General features: G+C 69.2%; 7 protein-coding genes. 2 read left to right on the plus strand and 5 right to left on the minus strand.

The window, feature by feature from the left end:
* Positions 1-114 precede the first annotated feature (114 nt).
* Positions 115-4647: an nSTAND1 domain-containing NTPase gene (locus WME75_RS09955; RefSeq protein ID WP_437489026.1), complete on the minus strand. Its 4533-nt coding sequence runs from the start codon at positions 4645-4647 to the stop codon at positions 115-117.
* A gap of 114 nt (positions 4648-4761) precedes the next feature.
* Positions 4762-7242, minus strand: coding sequence for a PAS domain-containing protein (locus WME75_RS09960; protein ID WP_437489029.1), 2481 nt, complete (start codon positions 7240-7242; stop codon positions 4762-4764).
* A 465-nt stretch (positions 7243-7707) separates the two neighbouring features.
* Here WME75_RS09960 and WME75_RS09965 point away from each other — a divergent pair, with 465 nt between their 5' ends.
* Entirely contained in the window at positions 7708-9474 is a 1767-nt protein-coding gene (locus tag WME75_RS09965; RefSeq protein WP_437489032.1) for a hypothetical protein, read from the plus strand.
* 52 nt (positions 9475-9526) lie between these two features.
* Here WME75_RS09965 and WME75_RS09970 read toward each other — a convergent pair whose 3' ends face one another.
* The 3 genes from WME75_RS09970 to WME75_RS09980 all read right to left on the minus strand — a co-directional run bounded on the left by WME75_RS09970 (position 9527) and on the right by WME75_RS09980 (position 15193).
* Complete coding sequence (locus tag WME75_RS09970; protein WP_437489035.1) at positions 9527-11191, minus strand: response regulator; 1665 nt, start codon at positions 11189-11191, stop codon at positions 9527-9529.
* A 62-nt stretch (positions 11192-11253) separates the two neighbouring features.
* The gene (locus tag WME75_RS09975; RefSeq protein WP_437489038.1) at positions 11254-14058 is read right to left on the minus strand and encodes an ATP-binding protein; all 2805 of its coding nucleotides are present in this window, start codon (positions 14056-14058) and stop codon (positions 11254-11256) included.
* 118 nt (positions 14059-14176) lie between these two features.
* Entirely contained in the window at positions 14177-15193 is a 1017-nt protein-coding gene (locus WME75_RS09980; protein ID WP_437489040.1) for an ABC transporter substrate-binding protein, read from the minus strand.
* Between the two features lie 505 nt (positions 15194-15698).
* Here WME75_RS09980 and WME75_RS09985 point away from each other — a divergent pair.
* Positions 15699-18503: a hypothetical protein gene (locus tag WME75_RS09985; RefSeq protein WP_437489043.1), complete on the plus strand. Its 2805-nt coding sequence runs from the start codon at positions 15699-15701 to the stop codon at positions 18501-18503.
* The last annotated feature ends 10 nt before the right edge of the window (positions 18504-18513 follow it).

Consider the following 18513-nt stretch of genomic DNA (forward strand, 5'->3'; position numbering starts at 1 on the left):
AAGGGCAGCGCTGGAGCGGAGAAGGGCAGCGCTGAAGCGGAGAAGGGCAGCGCTGGAGCGGAGGCTACCGCGGCGCAGGGACGCGATCGGGCAGAGGGCAGCACCGTGGAGGCCTCATGATGAGGAAGCGGACGCTTGCTTTACCCGTCGCACGCACCGGGCATGCTCCTCTTGGCTGACCTGCTCGCTCGTCCCCAGGAAGCGCTGCCGCTCGGCAATTGGCAGGCAGTAAGTGGTCGCGGTCCACAGCCTCGGATCATACCGTTTGACGGGTCGGAGATCGCGCCATACGCGCACGCTCTTATCGCCATGGCTGGAAGCGATGCGGGTGCCGTCCGGGCTCCACGACACCGACCAAACCGCGCCGGCGAGGCCCTGGAGGACGACGGGCTCACCCGAGCCATCGGCGTTCCATATCCGTACCGTCCCGTCGTGCGAGCTAGAGGCAATGCGGGCGCCGTCCGGGCTCCACGCCACCCCCAGGACCTGGTCGGAGTGACCCCGGAGGACGAGCGGAGCACCGGAGCCGTCAGCGTTCCACACCCGCACGGTCTTGTCGTTCGAGGCCGAGGCGATGCGGGTGCCGTCCGGGCTCCACGCCACCCACAATACGTGGTCGGAGTGGCCCTGGAGGACGAGGGGCGCACCCGAGCCGTCGGCACTCCGCACCCACGCGGTGTTCTCCCAGGAGGGGTAGGCGATGCGGGTGCCGTCCGGGCTCCACGCCACCGAATTGACTTGGGGCGGGCTCGAATCGTCACCAGGGGGCCTATTGACGAGTTCGGAGTACCCTTGGAGTAGGAGGGGCGCACCCGACCCCTCCCCGGAGCCACCCAGATTCCATACCCGTACGGTCCTGTCCTTCGCGACCGACGCGATGCGGGCGCCGTCCGGGCTCCACGCCACCCCTTGGACCCACCTGGAGTGGCCCTCGAGGACGAGGGGCTTACCCGAGCCGTCGGCATTCCAAACCCGCACGGTCTTGTCCTGCGCGCCCGAGGCGATGCGGGTGCTGTCGGGGCTCCACGCCGCCGACCGGATGCAGTCGGAGTGGCCGCGGAGGACAAGGGGAGGGCCGGAGCCGTCAGCGCTCCATACCCGTACTGTCTTGTCGTAAGAGGCCGAGACGACGCGGGTGCCATCGGGGCTCCATTCCACCGTCCAGGGGTTATCGGAGTGGCCTGACATGACGAGGGGGGCGCTGTGGCGATCGGCATTCCAAACCCGCGCGGTGCCGTCATATGAGCTCGAGGCGATGCGCGTGCCATCGGGGCTCCACGCCACCGACCAGACCGCGCCGGCGTGACCCCGGAGGACGAACGGAGACCCGGAGCCGTCGGCATTCCACACCCGCAGGGTGTGGTCCCACGAGCTCGAGACGATGCGGGTGCCGTCGGGGCTGAACTTCGCCGACGTGACCCAGTCGGAGTGGCCCGTCAAGACCTGGGGGGCGCCGGAGCCATCCGCGTTCCACACCCGCATGGTCTTGTCGTACGAGCCCGAGACGATGCGGGTGCTGTCCGGGCTCCACGCCACCGAGTAGACGTTGGCGGTATGGCCCTGGAGGAGGAGCGGAGGACCGGAGCCATCGGCGTTCCACACCCGCACGATCTTGTCCCACGAGCCCGAGACGATGCGCGTGCCGTCCGGGCTCCACGCCACGGAAGCGACCAAGGCGGAATGGCCCGGCAAGACGAGAGGTACGCCGGAGCCATCCGCGTTCCACACCCGCACGGTCCCATCCGTGGACCCCGAGACGATACGCGTGCCATCGGGGCTGCACGCCACCGCCCAGACCTGGTCGGTGTGGCCTCGGAGGACGCGCGGAGCACCGGATCCGTCAGCGTTCCACACCCGCACGGTCTTGTCGTGGGAGCTCGAGACGATGCGGGTGCCGTCCGGGCTCCACGCCACCGAATCGACCCCGTCGGTGTGGCCCCGGAGGACGAGGGGCTCACCCGAGCCATCGGCGTTCCACACCCGCACGGTGTTGTCCCATGAGGCCGAGGCGATGCGCGTGCCCTCCGGGCTCCACGCCACTTGCAATACGGCATCGGAGTGGCCGAGCAGCACGGTGGGGGCGACTCCGGCATCGAGGACATGCTTGGCCAGCTCGGACCACCCTCGCGGCGGGTCAGGGCTCTCGATCTCGCGCAACAAGGCCACCGCGGTGGTCGGGTCGTCCTGATTCGCGCGCGCCGCGGCCAGCCGGGTCATGTCGCGCGCCAGGACGGCCTCCATCTGCGCCCGGGTGGCCTCGACTCGCATCTGCCATGCCAGATACGACATGCTCGCGGCGACAAGCACGAGGAGCCCCATACTGCCGGCCACGATCCGGCGCCGCTGCTGCCGCGAGCGCTCGGCCAGGCCGAGCACGGCCTGGAGATAGCGTTGCTCGGCCGGCGAAAACCCACCGCTGTACCTCGCCTGCCACCGCCTGGCCTCGTCGGCCGTCTGCCCGCGCCAGAGCAGCCCCTCCGCGCGGCCGTTGGCCTCCCACTCCTTGGCTGCGTGGCGCAGCCGCGCGAGGAACGCCGCATCGTCCTGGTGGTCCGTCAGCCACTGCGCCAGCGTGGGCCAGCTGGTGATGAGCGACTCGTGCACCAGCTCCACCGTCGCATCGATCTCGCCGCTCGACTCGGCCGTGAGCAGCCGCGCCTCGATGAGGCGCCCCAGCACGCGATCGATGTCCGCGCTCGTGTCTGCCGGGCCCGCGCCGAGCTCGCGCAGCTCGCCGACGCTGGCCAGCGCGCGGGTGCGCTCCGGGGTCACCAGGCGCAGCAGCACCGTCCGCACCAGCTTGCGCTCACTCGGTGACATCGCGCCCAGCACCGTATCGGCATGACTGGCCAGGGCGCCCGCCACGCCGCCCATCTGCCGATAGCTCACGTCGGTGAGCAGGTGCCGCGCGCGATCCCGGCGCTCCCAGAGCCGGGCCGACGTGAACTGCAAGAGCGGCAGCGCACCCGCGGTGTGCTCCAGCGTATCGAGCATGTCCTCGACCAGACCGGGAGACTCGAAGCGATACTCCAAGGCGCCCAGCGGCCGCATCAGCGCCTCACGCAGGCCCTCGCGGTCCATGGGCGGCAGCAGCATGAGCCCGCGGCCAAACTCGGCCATGGCCGCGTGGGCCTCGGTCATCCGGTCCAGGAAGTCCGAGCGGAGCGCGATCACCACCCGAAGGGGCGAGGCCATGTCGTCGGCCACACCGGCCAGGCTGGCGAGGAACGCCCCGCGCTCGTCGGCCGCAGCCAGGGTGTAGAGCTCCTCGCCCTGGTCGATGAAGAGCAGGATGCGCGCGCGCTTGCGGCGGGCGCGCGCGCGGAGCTGCGCGCCAAGGAGCCCGGGCGCGGCGCGCAGACGCGCCAGAAGCTCGGCGCGGTCGCTGCTCTCCGCTCTCTGCGCGAGCCGAGGGTCGGCGCTCTCCGTCGAGGTCTGCCACCCATGGGCCAGCAAGAGCTCGGCCACCGTGGTCAGCGGGTGGGTCCCGGGCCGGAGAATCAACGCCATCCAGGCATCCCCGGTCTGCTTGAGCGCGGGGATGAGCCCGGCGCGCACGAACGAGGATTTGCCCGCGCCCGAGGGCCCCACGACGACCAGCAGCGGCTGCTCGCGAAGGCGCGTCACCGCCTGGCCGAGCACCCGGGCGCGGCCGAAGAAGCGCGTCGCGTCGCTCTCTTGAAACGCCGAAAGCCCCAGGTAGGGGGGAGCTTGCTCCTCGGCCTGCACGGGGGCGCGGCGACGGCCGATGGCGAGCGATTCCAGCTCCTCGAGGAGCTCGCGGGCCGTGCCGATCCGGTCTTCTTTACACTTGAGCAGGCATCGATCGATGATCGAGCTCAGCTTGCCGAGCTCCGGGCGCATCTCGAGCATGCTGGGCATCGCGATATCCAGGTCACCGACCGCGCGCAGGCTATCCACGAACAGCGGCGCCAGCAGATGGTGGCCCAGCACCAGCTCGGCCAGGATGAGGCCCACGGCCCAGATATCGGCGCGATGATCCACGCTGCCCGCGTTCCACTGCTCGGGCGACATATAGGGCATGCTGCCGACGCGGCGGTTGGAGGTGCTCTGCGTCTGCGAGGCTTCGAGCTCCACGAGCGTGTCCCTGGGCTCACGGCCCGCCTCGGGGAAGTCCAGGAGCGTGGCGATACCGAAGTCGAGCACCTTGATGAGGCCGGTGTCGGTCAGCATGATGTTCGAGGGCTTGAGATCGCGATGGACTATCCCCAGCGCGTGCGCGCTCACCATGGCCCGCACCACCGGGATCATCAGCTCGGCGGCCCGGCCTGGTGGCAGTCCGGGGGCGTCGGTGCCCGACGGCCCGGCTCCTGCGTCCCGGGAGCGCTCGGCGCGTTCATCGACCCACTGGCGCAGCGTCATGCCCTTGAGATATTCGAGCACCATGTACGGATAGCCATTGTGCTGGCCGATCTCGTAGATGGTGACGATGTTCTCGTGGCTGAACTGGGCCGTCACGCGCGCCTCCGAGAGGAAGCGCTGCTCGCTGGGGCAGGTGAGCAGTTTGATGGCCACGAGGCGACCGAGACGTGTGTCCCGGGCGAGGAGCACCTCGCCCATCCCCCCTCGGCCCAGCGGGCGGATGATCTCGTAGCACCCGATGACCGACCCTACCGCGGAGCTCATCTGGCTCTCATCTAGCGGGTCGCTGGCGCATTTCGCCTCTCGTGCTTGTCCGTGCATGGCTGTTTGCGGTTGTGGACGGACGACTCGCACTCCAGACGGGTGCAGCGGATGTCTTCAGCCTATTTCGCTCGACCTCGCTCGGTCGCGTCCGCGGGCACGCCCCAGCTCGAAGACGGCGAGCAATCGGTTCGTTTCTACGGGCTTCACCAGATGATCATCGAACCCCGCTGCCAGGCTGCGCTCCCGGTCGTGCTCCTGGCCATAGCCGGAGATGGCCACGATCAGGAGCTCGTCGGCTGTGATGCGCTCGCGCATCCGCCTGGCGAGATCGTAGCCGTTCATGACCGGCAATCCTATATCGAGGAGCGCCGTATCGGGCTGAGCGCTGTTCAGCAGCGCGAGCGCATCGGGGCCATTGTGTGCAACAACGACGTGGTGGCCGAGGTGTCGCAGGAGACCACCCAGCGTCGCGGCCGCGTCGGCGTTATCGTCCACGATGAGCACGCGCCGCGGCGCGGCCGCGGGCACGGCAGCGGCCTTCGTCGCGAAAGCCGGACGGACCTGCCCATCGGCGCTGTCGGCCTCGGCCATGGGTAACCGGACCACGAACTCGCTGCCCTTTCCCTGGCCCGCGCTCGAAGCGAGGACCGTACCGCCATGAAGCCCCACCAGGCGTCGCACCAGAGACAGGCCGATGCCCAGCCCGCCCTCGGAGCGATCGAGAGCGCGGTCGCCCTGCACGAAGGGCTCGAACACCGAGCCGAGTATGGCCTGTGACATGCCCATGCCGTTATCGATCATACGCACGACGATCTCGTTGCCTTCGCGATAGCCGTGCAGCGTGAGTTGACCATGCGGCGGCGTGTACTTGGCTGCGTTGGTGAGCAGGTTTTGGAACACCTGGACCAGGCGCACCGGATCGCCTTGCACGAGCAGGCCTTGCCCGGGCACGTCCACGGCGAGCCTCTGCGCCCGCTTCTCCAATAGCGAGCTAGTCATCTCGATGGCCTTGGTCACCACCGTGCCGAGCTCGAGCAGCTCACTGGCGATCTCGATCTTGCCACGGACGAGACGCGAGATGTCGAGGAGATCGTCGACCAGGCGCGAGAGGTGCTTGACCTGGCGCTCGATGACCTCCCGCTCCTTGTTCAGGTCGACGACGCCCTTGAGCCTCATGAGCTCCACGGCGGTGGCGATGGGGGCGAGCGGGTTGCGCAGCTCGTGGCCGAGCATGGCCAAGAACTCGTCCTTGCGGCGATCCGCGGCCTTGGCTATCGCGTAGGCGGCGGCGAGCTCGGTCTCGCGCGCGACCACCGCGCGGTAGAGGCGGGCGTTCTCCAGGGCGACCGAGGACTGCGTGGCGATGCCTCTCACGATGCGCTCATGCCGGGCTGTGAAGCGCGCGGGCTCAGAATGCCCGAACAGCAGGATGCCGATGACATCTCCGGAACGGTTGGTGATGGATACGATCAGAAAGCTGACCACGGAGGGATGGCCCGCGTGCTCGGGGCCCAGGGCGCCATATCGCTGATCCTCACGCGTGTCGTCACAACGGCTCACGCCGGAGCCATGGAGCATATGGGCAAGGAGCTGTGTGATCTGCTGCGCGGGAAGGCTGGCCAAGGCGTTCGGCTCCGCTCCCGAGAACGTATGGGAGCGGAAGCGGTGGAGAGCTTCATCGTCCACGACGAAGAAGGCGCCACACGTGGCATCGACGACGGCCGTGGCCTCATCGACGATGAGCTGGGCCAGCTTGGGTTCGTCGAGCTCCCGGGCGAACGAGGCACCCAGCCGGTAGAGAGTCTCGTTGATACGGCTCTCGTCGTGCGCCCGCTCCTCGGCGAGCTTGAGGTCGGTGATATCGACCAAGACGCCGGTCATGAGCGGGCCTTTGCTGGTCTCGTCGGCGAGCACCTTGCCGCGGTAGCGCCCCCAGCGGCTCGCGCCATCGGCCCGGACGAAGCGGAGCTCCATGTCGAACACGGCCCCGACCAGCGTCTGCCCCACGGCTCGGACCAGGCGCTCGCGGTCATCGGGGTGTACCCGGGCCAGGAAATCGTGCCGAGCCTGGGTGGACGGTACCGCACGAAGGCCGAGGATGCGGTTCAGGTTGGCGCCTCGGTGCTCGATGTCGGTGGCGACCTCCACGCGCCAGGTGCCCATGTCCGCGGCCGTCAGAGCCACGGTAAGATGCTCCTCGCTCGCGCGAAGGGCCTTCTCGATGAGCTTCTGGTCATGGATATCGGTGCATGTCCCGATCCAGCGGACCACCCGGCCTTCGGCGTCGCGAAGCGCCCGGGCGCGGGTGAGGAACCAGCGGTTCGAGCTGTCGCAGCCGCGGCGCAGGCGGCAGACCGCTTCGAAGAGATCGCCGGTGGTCAGAGCGTGGTGCCACGCGGCGCGCGTGCGGTGCGCATCGCGCGGCGAAATCGCCTCGCACCACCCGCGGCCTGGGCCCTTGGCCGGATCCACGCCGGTGTACTCCACCCAGTTGTCATTACAGTGCTCTATGGAGCCATCCGGCCGCCCGATCCACACCAAGTGCGGTATCAGGTTGAACAGGAGATGATGGTCCTGCCCGCTTGCCTTGTTCATGACCATGGCTGCTCTGTTTGCCGAGTCGCACTGGCTCGACAATGCTGATAGCATCGCGCGTGGGCGTTTGTCGAGAACGCAAATGCTGTCCGGGCGCCGGCAGATGGCCAGTCTGAACAGGAATTTGGAAAGGCGCGAAGGTGGGAAGAAGATGCCGATGATCTTCTTGTCTTCCCGTCTTCCCGTGACCTGTTGGGGCGAACCAGCCCAGCGCCGGGCGCCGAGGAAATAGCGAATTCGGTAAAAGGAGAACCGTGCGTTCAGGCAAAGCTGGTCCGAGAGGAGCGAGATAGCTCCGCTCTCCGCCGGCTCAAGCCGGTCGCTTCGGTTTGCGACTGAAAGTCGCGGTCCCGGCTGAAGCCGGCCGAGGTGTCCGGATCTACATGGCTCAAGAGCCTTGATGCATTGCCGCTGCCGCGACGCGTGGGGGCGCCGGGCATCATACGCTGCATGGAGTTGCGGCCCATGAAGACGAGGCCCGGCGCCCGCCGCTCGATCGCGGCGCTGCTCCTCGCGGCGCCGCTCCTCTGGATGAGCTGCGGCCGGCCGCCCGCTCGGGTGCCCGCCGCGCGCCGGGTGGAGCCGCGCGTGCGGGCCGTCCTGGAGGCGCACGTCGCCGCTGGGCGCCCGGCGCCGCCGGCCGAGGGATCGGTCCCGCTGCTGCTCGTCGCCGACGCCACCTCAAGCGCGCCGGCGCCCGCGAAGCGCCCGCCGGAGGCGCCGCCGCTGCCGGAGGTCGTCGTGTCGGTGGCCGTGCCGTTCGCGCCGGGCGCGCTGCGCGACGTGCGGCTCGTCCGCCTGCGCGATGGGCGCGGCGCGGCGGTCCCGCTCCGCGCGAGGCCGCTCGCGGTCTGGCCCCGGGGCCGCTCGATTCGCAGCGCGCTCCTCGTCTTCCGCGCCGCGCTCGCGCCCGGAGAGCGCGCGATCTACACGCTGGACTTCGGCGCTCCTCAGCCCGGCTCACCCTCTCAGCGCGCCGACCCGCCGGCCCCCCAGGCCGCGCAGACCCCCCAGGCCGCCCGGCCCTCGCAACCCTCCCAGGCCCCTCGGCCGACCGCGCTCGACGAGGCGCTCCTGCCGAACCCGGACGGCCCGATCGCCGCGGTGCTGCCGCCCTCGTGGTACGCGGCGAGCCGGGTGTGCGGGCCGCAGCTCCCCGCCATCGACGATCGCCGCTTCCCCGGGTTCGAGAGCGGCATCGAGCGCGCGCTCGCCCGCATGACGCCCGCCTACGACACGTACGGCGTCAGCTGCTCGGGCGCGCACCGCACGTACTACGACGGCCCGCACGCGCTCTATCAGCGCTTCCTCCGGCACGGCGACGCCGCCCGGTACCGGCGCGCGCGCGCCGAGGCCGTCTGGTACCGGCAGCACGAGCTCCGGTTCTCGCCCGACCGCCGGCTCGCGGTCCACGTGTGCGAGAAAGCGGACTGGACCCCGGCCGCGCCCCTCTCCTGGCAGGTCCTCCGGCGCATGCTCGGCCAGGGGATGCTCGACGATTACCTGCTCACCGGCGACCCGGCGGCCAAGGAGGCGGTCCTCGCGATGGGCGAGGCGCTCCGGCTGAACCTGGCCGCGCTCACCGGCGGAAAGAAGGAGGACGTGCTGCGCACGACCGAGCGCAACATGGCCTGGGCGATGATGACGCTGTCGAGCTATTACGCCATCGACCCGCGGCCGGAGCTCCTCTCGGCGCTGCGCGGGCTCGCCGATGGCACCGTGGCGTGGCAGCAGCAGGGCGCGTCGGGCGCGTTCGAGCACGACCTCCATCGCGCCGACCCGTCGGAGTGCGAGCGCGGCCCGCGCGGCGCTTCGCCGTTCATGACCGCGCTCCTCGTCGACGCGCTCATGGACTACCACGCGCTCACCGGCGACCCGCGGATCCGCGACGTCGTGGCGCGCGCGGCGCGCTGGCTCGCCGAGCGCGCGATCACGTCGGACCGGCGCGCGTTCCGGTACCTGTGGGGCTGCGAGACCGACGCGTACGACGACAGCGGGACCGCCGACCTCAACCTGCTGATCGTGCCCGCGTTCGGCGCCGCCTACGCGCTGACGGGCGATCCGCGGTGGATCGACGTGGGGGACGCGCTGGCCGACGTCGGCGTGAAGGAGATGCGGGCGAAGCAGCCCAAGCACTGGAACCAGGCGATGCGCGCGTTCGGGCGCTACCTCGGGTACCGCGCGGCGCTCGCCGGCCCGGCGATGGCAGGGCCGCTGTCCGCCGGCCGCTGAGCGAGGGCTGCGCCCCGGCGCGCAGCCCCGCCTGCGCCCGACCGCGGGGCGCTCAATGCCCGTTCTTGCGCAGGGCAGCGACGCCGTTGCGGGCGCCCTCGCCGTCGGCTCGCAGGCCCGCCGCGCCGCCGCCGGCCTGCTTCAACGCGTAGCCGATGCCGCTCTTGAGCGTCCCCTTGGTCACGACAGCGCTCAGATCGACGCCCAGGTCGATGAGCGTTTGCGCCAGCTCGGCGCGGATGCCGGTGATCACCGTCTTTGCCCCGAGCAGCCGCAGCGCCGCCGCCGTGCTCATGAGCGTGCACGCGACCGCCGAGTCGAGCACCGTCACCCCGGTGACATCGAGGATGACGACCTGCGCCCGGTTCGCCTGGACCCCGTTCAGCGCCGCCTCGAGCGCCTGCTGCGCCCGCGCGGCGTCGATCGTCCCGATGAGCGGCATCACCATGATGTGATCGGTGATCGGGATGAGCGGCGTGGAGAGCTCCGCGAGCCGGGCGTGCTGCGCCTGGATGACCTCCTCCTGGAGCGCGGCGCGCGCCCCCTCGGCCCGCGCGCGCTCGGTGAGCTCCAGCTGCAGGCGCTCGTTCGTCCGGCGGAGCTCCTCCGTCTGGTGCGCGACCTCGGTCTCCAGGCCCTCGTTCGACTCGCGGAGCGCGGACGCCATCTCCGCCAGGTTCGCGTAGAGCAGGGCGTTCTTCACGGCCACCGCCGCCTGCGAGGCCAGGAGCCCGAGCGTCTCCAGCTGCGCCGCGAACAGCGGCTCTCGGCTCGCATCGCCCTCGATGTAGAGGACGCCGATCAGCTCGCCCTGGTACATCATGGCCAGGCAGAGGACCGACCTCGGCTCTTTCCCCTCGAGGTACCGCGCGTCGGCGAGGCGAGCCTCGCGGCGCGTGTCCCAGAGGAAGACGGACTCCCGGGTCCTCGCGACCTCTTCCACGAGCGACACGGCGAGATCGGCGTCCGCCTGGAGCGGCGTCGAGAGCCCGAGCCGGACCGTGTCCGGATCCCTCGTGATCAGCGCCTCGATGACCAGCCCGGGCTCGCGCGAGAGGACGAGGACGCACTTCCGCGCGTCGGCGTGCTCCAGGGTGAGGCGCATCAGCTGGTCGAGCAGGTCATCGAGGACGATCTCGCCCGAGACCGCCTGAGCCGCGCGGATGACCGTCGCCATCTGGGCCTGCGCCTGCGTGAGCCCCGCGAGCGCCCGCTCCAGCTCGACGGTGCGCTCGCCGACGCGCCTCTCCAGCTCCTGCGTGAGCCGCTGCAACGCCGACTCCGCCGCGAGGCGCTCGTCCACCTGCGCCGCGAGGCTCTTCGTCAGCTTCCTGAGCTTCGTGTGCACCCGGACGCGCGCGAGCAGCTCCTCGTCCAGAAACGGCTTGGCGAGGTAGTCGACGGCCCCGAGGTTCAGGCCCTTCAACCTGTCGGCGGACAGGTCCGTGCTCGCCGTCATGAAGATGACAGGGATCGCGCTCGTGGCCGGGTCGCTCTTCAGCCGGCGGCAGGTCTCGAATCCATCGATCCCTTCCATCTTCACGTCGAGCAGGATGAGATCCGGGAGCCCTTCCTTCGCGAGCCGGAGTGCACGCACGCCGTCCACCGCCACCGCGACCTCGAAGCCTGAGTCCGTCAGGGTATCGGACAAGAGGCCCAGGTTCCTCGGATTGTCGTCAACGATGAGTATCGTCCCGGCTTCACTCGCATCCATCATCCTCTCCTCCAGGACGCCCTCGCTCCCATCTCCACGGCCAGAGCGCGAGCCTTCCAGCGTCGTCAATTGCGTACGTGCTCCTTGATGAACTCTTCCACCGCGTCCATCCTGAAGTCCCTCATCAGGTGGCGCAGGTGGCTGGAAAACGGCGCGAGCTTCGGATCGGTCCGTTCGAGCTTGTCGAGGTGCTTCTGGACCTGATTGAAGAGCCCTTTGTGCGCGAGCTCGAGCAGGAGCCGAAGATCCTCGGCGGAGGGGAGGACCTGAGGCGCTCCCTCGCCGGCGGCTTCAGGTGAGCTCGATCCCGGCGGCGCGCCGAAGGCACCCTCGCCCGTCGCGCCCGGGTCGCCCTGCTGCTCGTAGACCCACTCCAGCGCGAGGTGCTGCCGGATCTTTTCGAGGAGCTCCTCCAGCTGCAGCGGCTTCGGCAGGAAATCATCCGCGCCGGCCGCAAGGCTCTTGTGCTGATCGGACAGGTAGACGCTCGCGGACGACGCGAAGATCTTGAGGCCTGCCCGATCCGGCACCTGCCGGAGGAGGCGCATCATTTCCCAGCCGTCGAGCTCCGGCATCGCCAGATCCGTGATGACCAGGTCGAGCTCGCGCTCCGACGCCGCCGCGAGGCCCTCCTTGCCGTCCGTGGCCTCCGACGTCTCGAACCCGACGGACTCCAGCATCTCCACGAGCACCGCGCGGTTCTCCGGCTTGTCGTCGACCACGAGGACCTTCCGCCGCCTGCCCTCGTAGTTGACGATCGTCGCCTTCGACCCGGACGCCGAGGCCTGCGGTCGCCGGGGCGACTCGGTGAGCGTCACGTCCATCCAGAAGACGCTGCCCTTGCCGGGCTCGCTCTTCACCTCGATGGAGCTGCCGAGCAGCTTCACAATCCGCTGGCTGATCGCGAGCCCGAGCCCCGTCCCCTCGACGCGGCGCTTGCCGTCGCTCGCCTGCTTGAACGGCAGGAAGATCTGGTCGAGCTGCTCCGGGCTGATACCGGTCCCGGTGTCCTCGATCTCGAAGCGCACCGTGTGAGCCCTGCGCGGCGCGTCGCGGCCCGCGCCGGCGTCCGGCGAGGCGCCTTGCGACGGACGCTGTCCCTCGCCCAGCCACTTGATCGTGAACGTGACGCTGCCCTTCTCGGTGAACTTCACGGCGTTGCCGAGCAGGTTGATCAGCACCTGCCGCAGCCGCCGCTCGTCGGCGTGCACGTCGGCGGGCAGCTCCGGATCGGGCCTGTAGACGAACGCGATGCCCCTCTGCTCGGCGCGTACGCGGCAGATCTCGGCCGTCGATCGCAGGAGCGAGGGGAGATGGAAATCGTTCGAATGGACCTCCATCGTCTGCGCCTCGATCTTCGCCAGATCGAGGACGTCGTTGATCAACGTGAGCAGGTGAGAGCCGGATTGATAGATGATGTTGAGCCCGCGCAGCTCCTGCTCGCGCATCCCCTGCGAGCGCCGGAGGATCTGCGCGTAGCCCAGGATCCCGTTGAGCGGCGTCCTGAGCTCGTGGCTCATGTTGGCCAGGAACTCGCTCTTCGCCTTGTTGGCGGCGTCCGCGGCGACCTTCGCCTCCTTGAGCTCGGCCGTGCGCTGCTCGACCCGCTCCTCGAGCGCCTCGAACGACCCCCGGATCTGGCGCGCCATCTGGTTGAAGGACTCCGCCAGCGTGCCCATCTCGTCGTGCGATCGCACCTCGACCACGGTGTCCAGCTTGCCGCTGGCCAGCTGGGACGCCGCCTGCGCGAGGCGGGTGATGGGGCTCGTCAAGAGCTGCGCCATCACGATGGCGACCGCCGTCACGATCCCGGCGATCAGCGAGCCGAGGAGCAGCGCGTCGCGCGTCGTCCTGGCCTCGATCGGCTCGAGGAACGACCTCTCGGGCCGCGCGAACGCCACGGTCCAGGGCGGCCTCTTCATGCCCTCGAAGGCGCTCACGCGCGCGAGGGCCACCGCGCTCATGTCGTCGTCCGTCTCGGCCACGCGGGCCCGCAGGAAGCGATGCGCCGTCGACGTCGGGTCCTTCTCGAGCTCGAAGCGGCGCAGGCCCTCGTCGAAAGTCTGCACGTTCGTCGACAGCTCCGCGATGGGCCTGTCCGGCAGCCGCCGCTCCGCCTTGAGCCGATCGACGAGGTCCGGCGGGAGGGGCACAAGCGACTTGAACACCCGCTCCGGAGAGCGGCCGTGCGCCAGGCGGATGTGGTGCTCGTCGAGGAGGATCGCGAACGCGTCCGACGCCTCCAGGAGGCGCGTCTGGCTCAGGATGATCCGCTGGACGGCGGACAGATTGTAGACGCACCGGAGCACGCCGATGATCTTCTTCTTGTTCGCCGCGTCGCGCACGACGCTGCTGAAGACGAGCTGGGGCACCTCGCCGGCGAACACGATCGACGAGGCGTACGGCAGGCCCGTATCCATCGCGCGGACGAAGTAATCCCGCCTGGACTCGTCCTTGTCGATGGGCGTCTGTACCGTGTCGAGGACGTTCTGCCCGCGGTGGTCGAGCAGCGCATAGGAGAGAATGTTGATCGTGTCCTTCCGGATGAGCCCTTGCAGCGTCCTCGACGCGAGCGCGTGCTCCTCGGTCCCGCTCCCCCGGGCCGCGTCGCCCAGGATCAAGTAGCTGGTCAGGCCGGGCAGGCGCGCCTCGACCCGGACCGCGTCCAGGTTGCTCTCGATGAAGTCGTCGACGCTCGTCGCGGCCTGCGACGCGGCGGCGGCGAGCGCCTGGTTGGCGTTCTCGGTCAGGATCGTCTCGTTGGTCTGCTTGTTCAGGAGCGTGAGGATCGAGAGCGGCGTGAGCGCGACCGTCAAGAGCGCCACGATCAGCTTCATGCGAAGGGTGATCAGAGGGGTTTTCTGCTGCATTTCGCGGCTCATTGCGGTCGTCGAATCTCCATGGGTCTGCGCTCCGGGGGCTCGGCGCGCTCTCGGGCGCGTGCGCGCTTTCCGCGTCGCGCACGCGCCCGAAGGCGTGTCGCAGCGCTCACTCGCGCGTCGTGGCAGGAGGCAGGAAGGACGAGTCGAAGATCTGGTGGATGTCCGGGCGGCGTCCCAGCTGCCCGTCTTGCACGAGAAACTCGACGTGCTTGTTGACGAGCGGCGCCAGCGACGTGGGATCGTTGCCCGGAGCGAACTTGCGCCGGACCTCTTCCAGCGAGAAGAATTCGTATCCGTCCGTGCTGATGTCGCCGGCGGGGATCTTCAGGGCTCTCGCGATGATCTCGTTGCCCTCCTGCGGGTGGGCCTGCCAGTACTCCACGGCCTGGAACCAGGCCCGGATGAACGCGCGGACGTCGTCCGGCCGATCGCGCAGCACCGCGCCGCGAAAAATCGTGAAGTCGGCGAACAGCCCGGGCGTCTCCTTGCTCGAGAAGATCGCCCTGGCGCCGGCTTTCGCCGCCTGCGTCGCGTAGGGCTCCCAGGTGTGCGCGGCCTGGATCGTGCCGTTCTGCAGGAACGGGATGACGTCGGTCTCGCTCGCGTTGACCAGCGTCACGTCGTCGATGGCGAGGCCATTTCTCTCGAGCATCTCGCCGACAAGCATCTCGCCCAGAGCGCCGGTCTTGGCCGCGACCTTCTTCCCCTTCAGGTCGGAGATCTTCTCGATCTCGGGCCGCGCCATGATGACGTCGGCGCCCGCCGTCTGGCCGAGGTAGAGGACGACCCGCGCGTCCGGCTCCTTCGCGAGGACGCGCACGACGACCTCCATGGTCCACGGCAGGCCGTCGACCTTTCCCGCGGTGAAATCGGAGATCATGCCGTAGAGATCCGGGTTGAACAGGAGCTCGACGTCGACGCCCTGCTGGTCGAAGAAGCCCTTCTCCTCGGCGATCGACAGCGGGAAGAACCCGAGCCAGTAGCCGTGGCTGAAGCGGAGCGGCGTGCGCGTCTCCTCGCCGCGGTCGCTGCGCGACGGCTCGGGCTGGCACGCCGAGACCAGGACAAATGACGCCGCGAAGGTGAGCCAGCCGATGGCGCGTCGCATAGCCGATGTCTTCATGGTCTCTCAGGGATCCTTGTGGCGGCCGTGAGGAGAGCCTGCCGGACGGGCGGCGCTCGGCCGGCCCGTGAGGCGTCGGCAGCAGCATGCGCACGGCTGCGCTTCCTGCGCGCCCACCCTCCATGCGGCAGACCGTACCATGAACCTCGTCGGCGCCGCGACGCTGCTGTACGACCGAACACCGCGCGCCTCGGACGTACAGACGTTCGGGGAGTGGTCGAAATTGAACATGAAGGCGGGGAGGCGGGGAGGAATGATCAATGATCTTCCCGTCTTCCCGCCATCATGTGAATTCTTTCTGGGCCAGTGTGACCCCTGCCGGGGCGCCCGCGGCGACGCTACGGTAGGTATGTCGGCGCAGGTGTGCTGAACCTGGCGATTGTTGGCGCGGCCGCGGCGCGATATTGCAATTCGTGTGGACCGTGAATAGCCTCGATCCTTCCCACCTTTCATTTTATTTTTATCTTAATCATCCCGAGGAAACCCTCATTCCCGGAGGTGGCTCATGGCCTCGCCATCCGTTCTACGCAAACTCCTCTCCCGTCTCGCAACGGCTTCCACCCTGCTCGCGTGCCTCGCTGCCGGCAGATCGGCCCAGGCGGCGTCGCCTTATACGCTGTTCGAGAGCGGCCACGTGCGCCCGCTCGCGCTCTCGCCTGACGGAAAGCTGCTCTTCGCCGTCAACACCCCTGACAATCATCTCGAAGTGTATCGCGTCAAGAACCATGGTATCGAGCATCGCGCCTCCATCCCCGTCGGCCTCGAGCCGGTGGCCGTGGCGGCGCGCAGCGATACCGAGGTCTGGGTCGTCAACCATCTGTCCGACAGCGTGAGCGTCGTGGAGCTCACGCAGGGCGCGCATGCCGGCCGGGTCGTGCGGACGCTGCTCGTGGGCGACGAGCCGCGCGACATCGTCTTCGCCGGTCCCGGGAAGGACCGCGCCTTCATCACGGCGGCCCACCGGGGCCAGAACGTGCCGTTCGACCCCCAGCTCACCACCCCAGGCGTGGGCCGGGCGGACGTCTGGGTCTTCAACGCCGGCAACCTCGGCGCGACGCTCACGGGCACGCCGCTCACGATCATCACGCTGTTCAGCGACACCCCGCGGGCGCTGGCGGTGACCCCGGACGGCAGCAAGGTCTACGCGGCGGCCTTCCACTCGGGGAACCGCACAACCGCGATCCACGAGGGCCTGATCCCGAACGGCGGGGAGGCGGCGGGGGGCGTGCCCGGGCCGGCGACCAACGTCGAGGGCATTCCGCACCCGGAGACAGGGCTCATCGTCAAGTGGAACGGCGCCCACTGGGTCGACGAGCTGAACCGGCCCTTCGACGACCTGGTCCGGCTCTCGCTGCCCGACAAGGACGTGTTCGTGATCAACGCGAACGCGAACCCACCCGCGCAGCTGCCCGGCGCCGCGGGGGTCTACACCGGCGTCGGCACCATCCTCTACAACATGGCGGTCAACCCGGTGAGCGGGAAGGTGTACGTATCGAACACCGAGGCGGGGAACGAGAAGCGCTTCGAGGGGCCGGGGATCTTCGCCGGCCAGACCGTCCGAGGTCACCTGCACGAGAGCCGGATCACCGTCCTCGGCCCGGCCGGCAGCGTCACGCCGAGGCACCTCAACAAGCACATCGACTACGAGGCGTGCTGCGCGCCGATCCCGAACGCCGAGAACCAGAAGAGCCTCGCCCTGCCGCAGCAGATGGCCGTGACGAGCGACGGCAGCACGCTGTACGTGGCGACGATCGGATCGTCCAAGATCGGGGTCTTCAGCACCGCCGCCCTCGAGAGCAACACCTTCACGCCGAGCACCGCCAGCCAGATCCAGGTGCCCGGCGGCGGCCCGACCGGGCTCCTGCTCGACGAGGCCAAGCGGCGTCTTTATACGATCACGCGCTTCGATAACGCGATCTCGGTCATCAGCACGGTGACGAGGTCCGAGGTCGCGCACGTGCCCATGCATCACCCCGAGCCGCCGAGCGTGGTCGCCGGTCGCCGGTTCCTTTACGACGCGTCGTCCTCGTCCAGCCACGGGGACTCGTCGTGCGCGAGCTGCCACGTCTACGGCGATTTCGACAGCCTGGCCTGGGATCTCGGGAACCCGGACGAGGTGGTCGTCGACATCCCCGGGCCGTTCGAGTCACACCCGCTGGACTTCGGGATCCCCGACACCCACCACCCGATGAAAGGGCCGATGACGACGCAGAGCCTCCGCGGGATGGCGAACCACGGGCCCATGCACTGGCGCGGCGATCGCACCGCGGGCGCCGAGGAGCCGAGCGCGCACCCGGACAGCGGGACGTTCGACGAGGTGGCGGCGTTCAAGAAGTTCCAGGCTGCGTTCCCGGACCTCCTGGGGAGGAGCGAGTTCATCCCGGACGCCGACATGCAGGCGTTCGCCGACTTCATCCTGCAGGTCACTTACCCGCCCAACCCGATCCGGGCGCTGGAGAACTCGCTCACCCCGGTGCAGCAGGCCGGGCGCGATTTCTTCTTCAACAACGTGTCCGACTTCAGCGAGGAGGGGACCTGCGTCTCCTGCCACGTGCTCGACCCCCACGCGAACGAGGAGCTCGGCGTCGCTGCGCCCGGCTTCTTCGGCGGGGATGGCCGGTATACCTTCGACCTGGAGACGGAGGCCTTCAAGTCGCCGCATTTCCGCAATCTGTACCAGAAGGTCGGCATGTTCGGGATGGCGGACAACGAGCTCTTCCCTGGCAGCGACGATTTCATGGGCGATCAGGTCCGCGGCTTCGGCTTCAACAATGAAGGCGGCGTGCCCACGCTCTTCCGCTTCGTGAGCTCGGCGACCCCCGACATGGGGTTCAACCAGTCTCCGCTCACGCCGGGCGGGTTCCCGCCGGGGCCGGAGGGCGACGTGATGAAGCGCGAGCTGGAGCAGTTCCTGCTCGCGTTCGACAGCAATCTGGCGCCGATCGTGGGACAGCAGGTGACGCTCACAAAGCACAACGCAGCTGTGGCGGGGCCGCGGATCGAGCTCCTGCGCGCGCGGGCCGACGCGGGCGAGTGCGATCTCGTGGTGAAGGGTCTGCACGGCGATGAAGTGGAGGGCTTCCTCTACGTCGGCTCAGGCCTGTTCGTCGGCAACCGGCTCTGCGACCCGCCGATCGGCGGGGCCGCGCTGCGGCATCGGGCTTCGCGCAAGCGCGGCGAGCTGACCTATACGTGCGCCCCGCCGGGCTCCGGCGAGCGCATCGGCCTCGATCGCGACGGCGACGGCTTCCGCGACGGCGACGAGGCGGACGAGGGCAGCGACCCGGCAGACCCGTCGAGCACGCCCTGACGGCCCGAGG

The sequence above is a fragment of the Sorangium sp. So ce1014 genome, assembly GCF_051521505.1.
Taxonomy (GTDB): Bacteria; Myxococcota_A; Polyangia; order Polyangiales; family Polyangiaceae; genus Sorangium.

What these genes read in the sequence shown, in the direction of transcription:
- WME75_RS09955 (WP_437489026.1), bottom strand. Translation starts at nt 4,647, where the DNA reads ATGAGCTCCGCGGTAGGGTCGGTCATCGGGTGCTACGAGATCATCCGC.
- WME75_RS09960 (WP_437489029.1), bottom strand. Translation starts at nt 7,242, where the DNA reads ATGAACAAGGCAAGCGGGCAGGACCATCATCTCCTGTTCAACCTGATA.
- WME75_RS09965 (WP_437489032.1), top strand. Translation starts at nt 7,708, where the DNA reads ATGAAGACGAGGCCCGGCGCCCGCCGCTCGATCGCGGCGCTGCTCCTC.
- WME75_RS09970 (WP_437489035.1), bottom strand. Translation starts at nt 11,191, where the DNA reads ATGATGGATGCGAGTGAAGCCGGGACGATACTCATCGTTGACGACAAT.
- WME75_RS09975 (WP_437489038.1), bottom strand. Translation starts at nt 14,058, where the DNA reads ATGCAGCAGAAAACCCCTCTGATCACCCTTCGCATGAAGCTGATCGTG.
- WME75_RS09980 (WP_437489040.1), bottom strand. Translation starts at nt 15,193, where the DNA reads ATGAAGACATCGGCTATGCGACGCGCCATCGGCTGGCTCACCTTCGCG.
- WME75_RS09985 (WP_437489043.1), top strand. Translation starts at nt 15,699, where the DNA reads ATGGCCTCGCCATCCGTTCTACGCAAACTCCTCTCCCGTCTCGCAACG.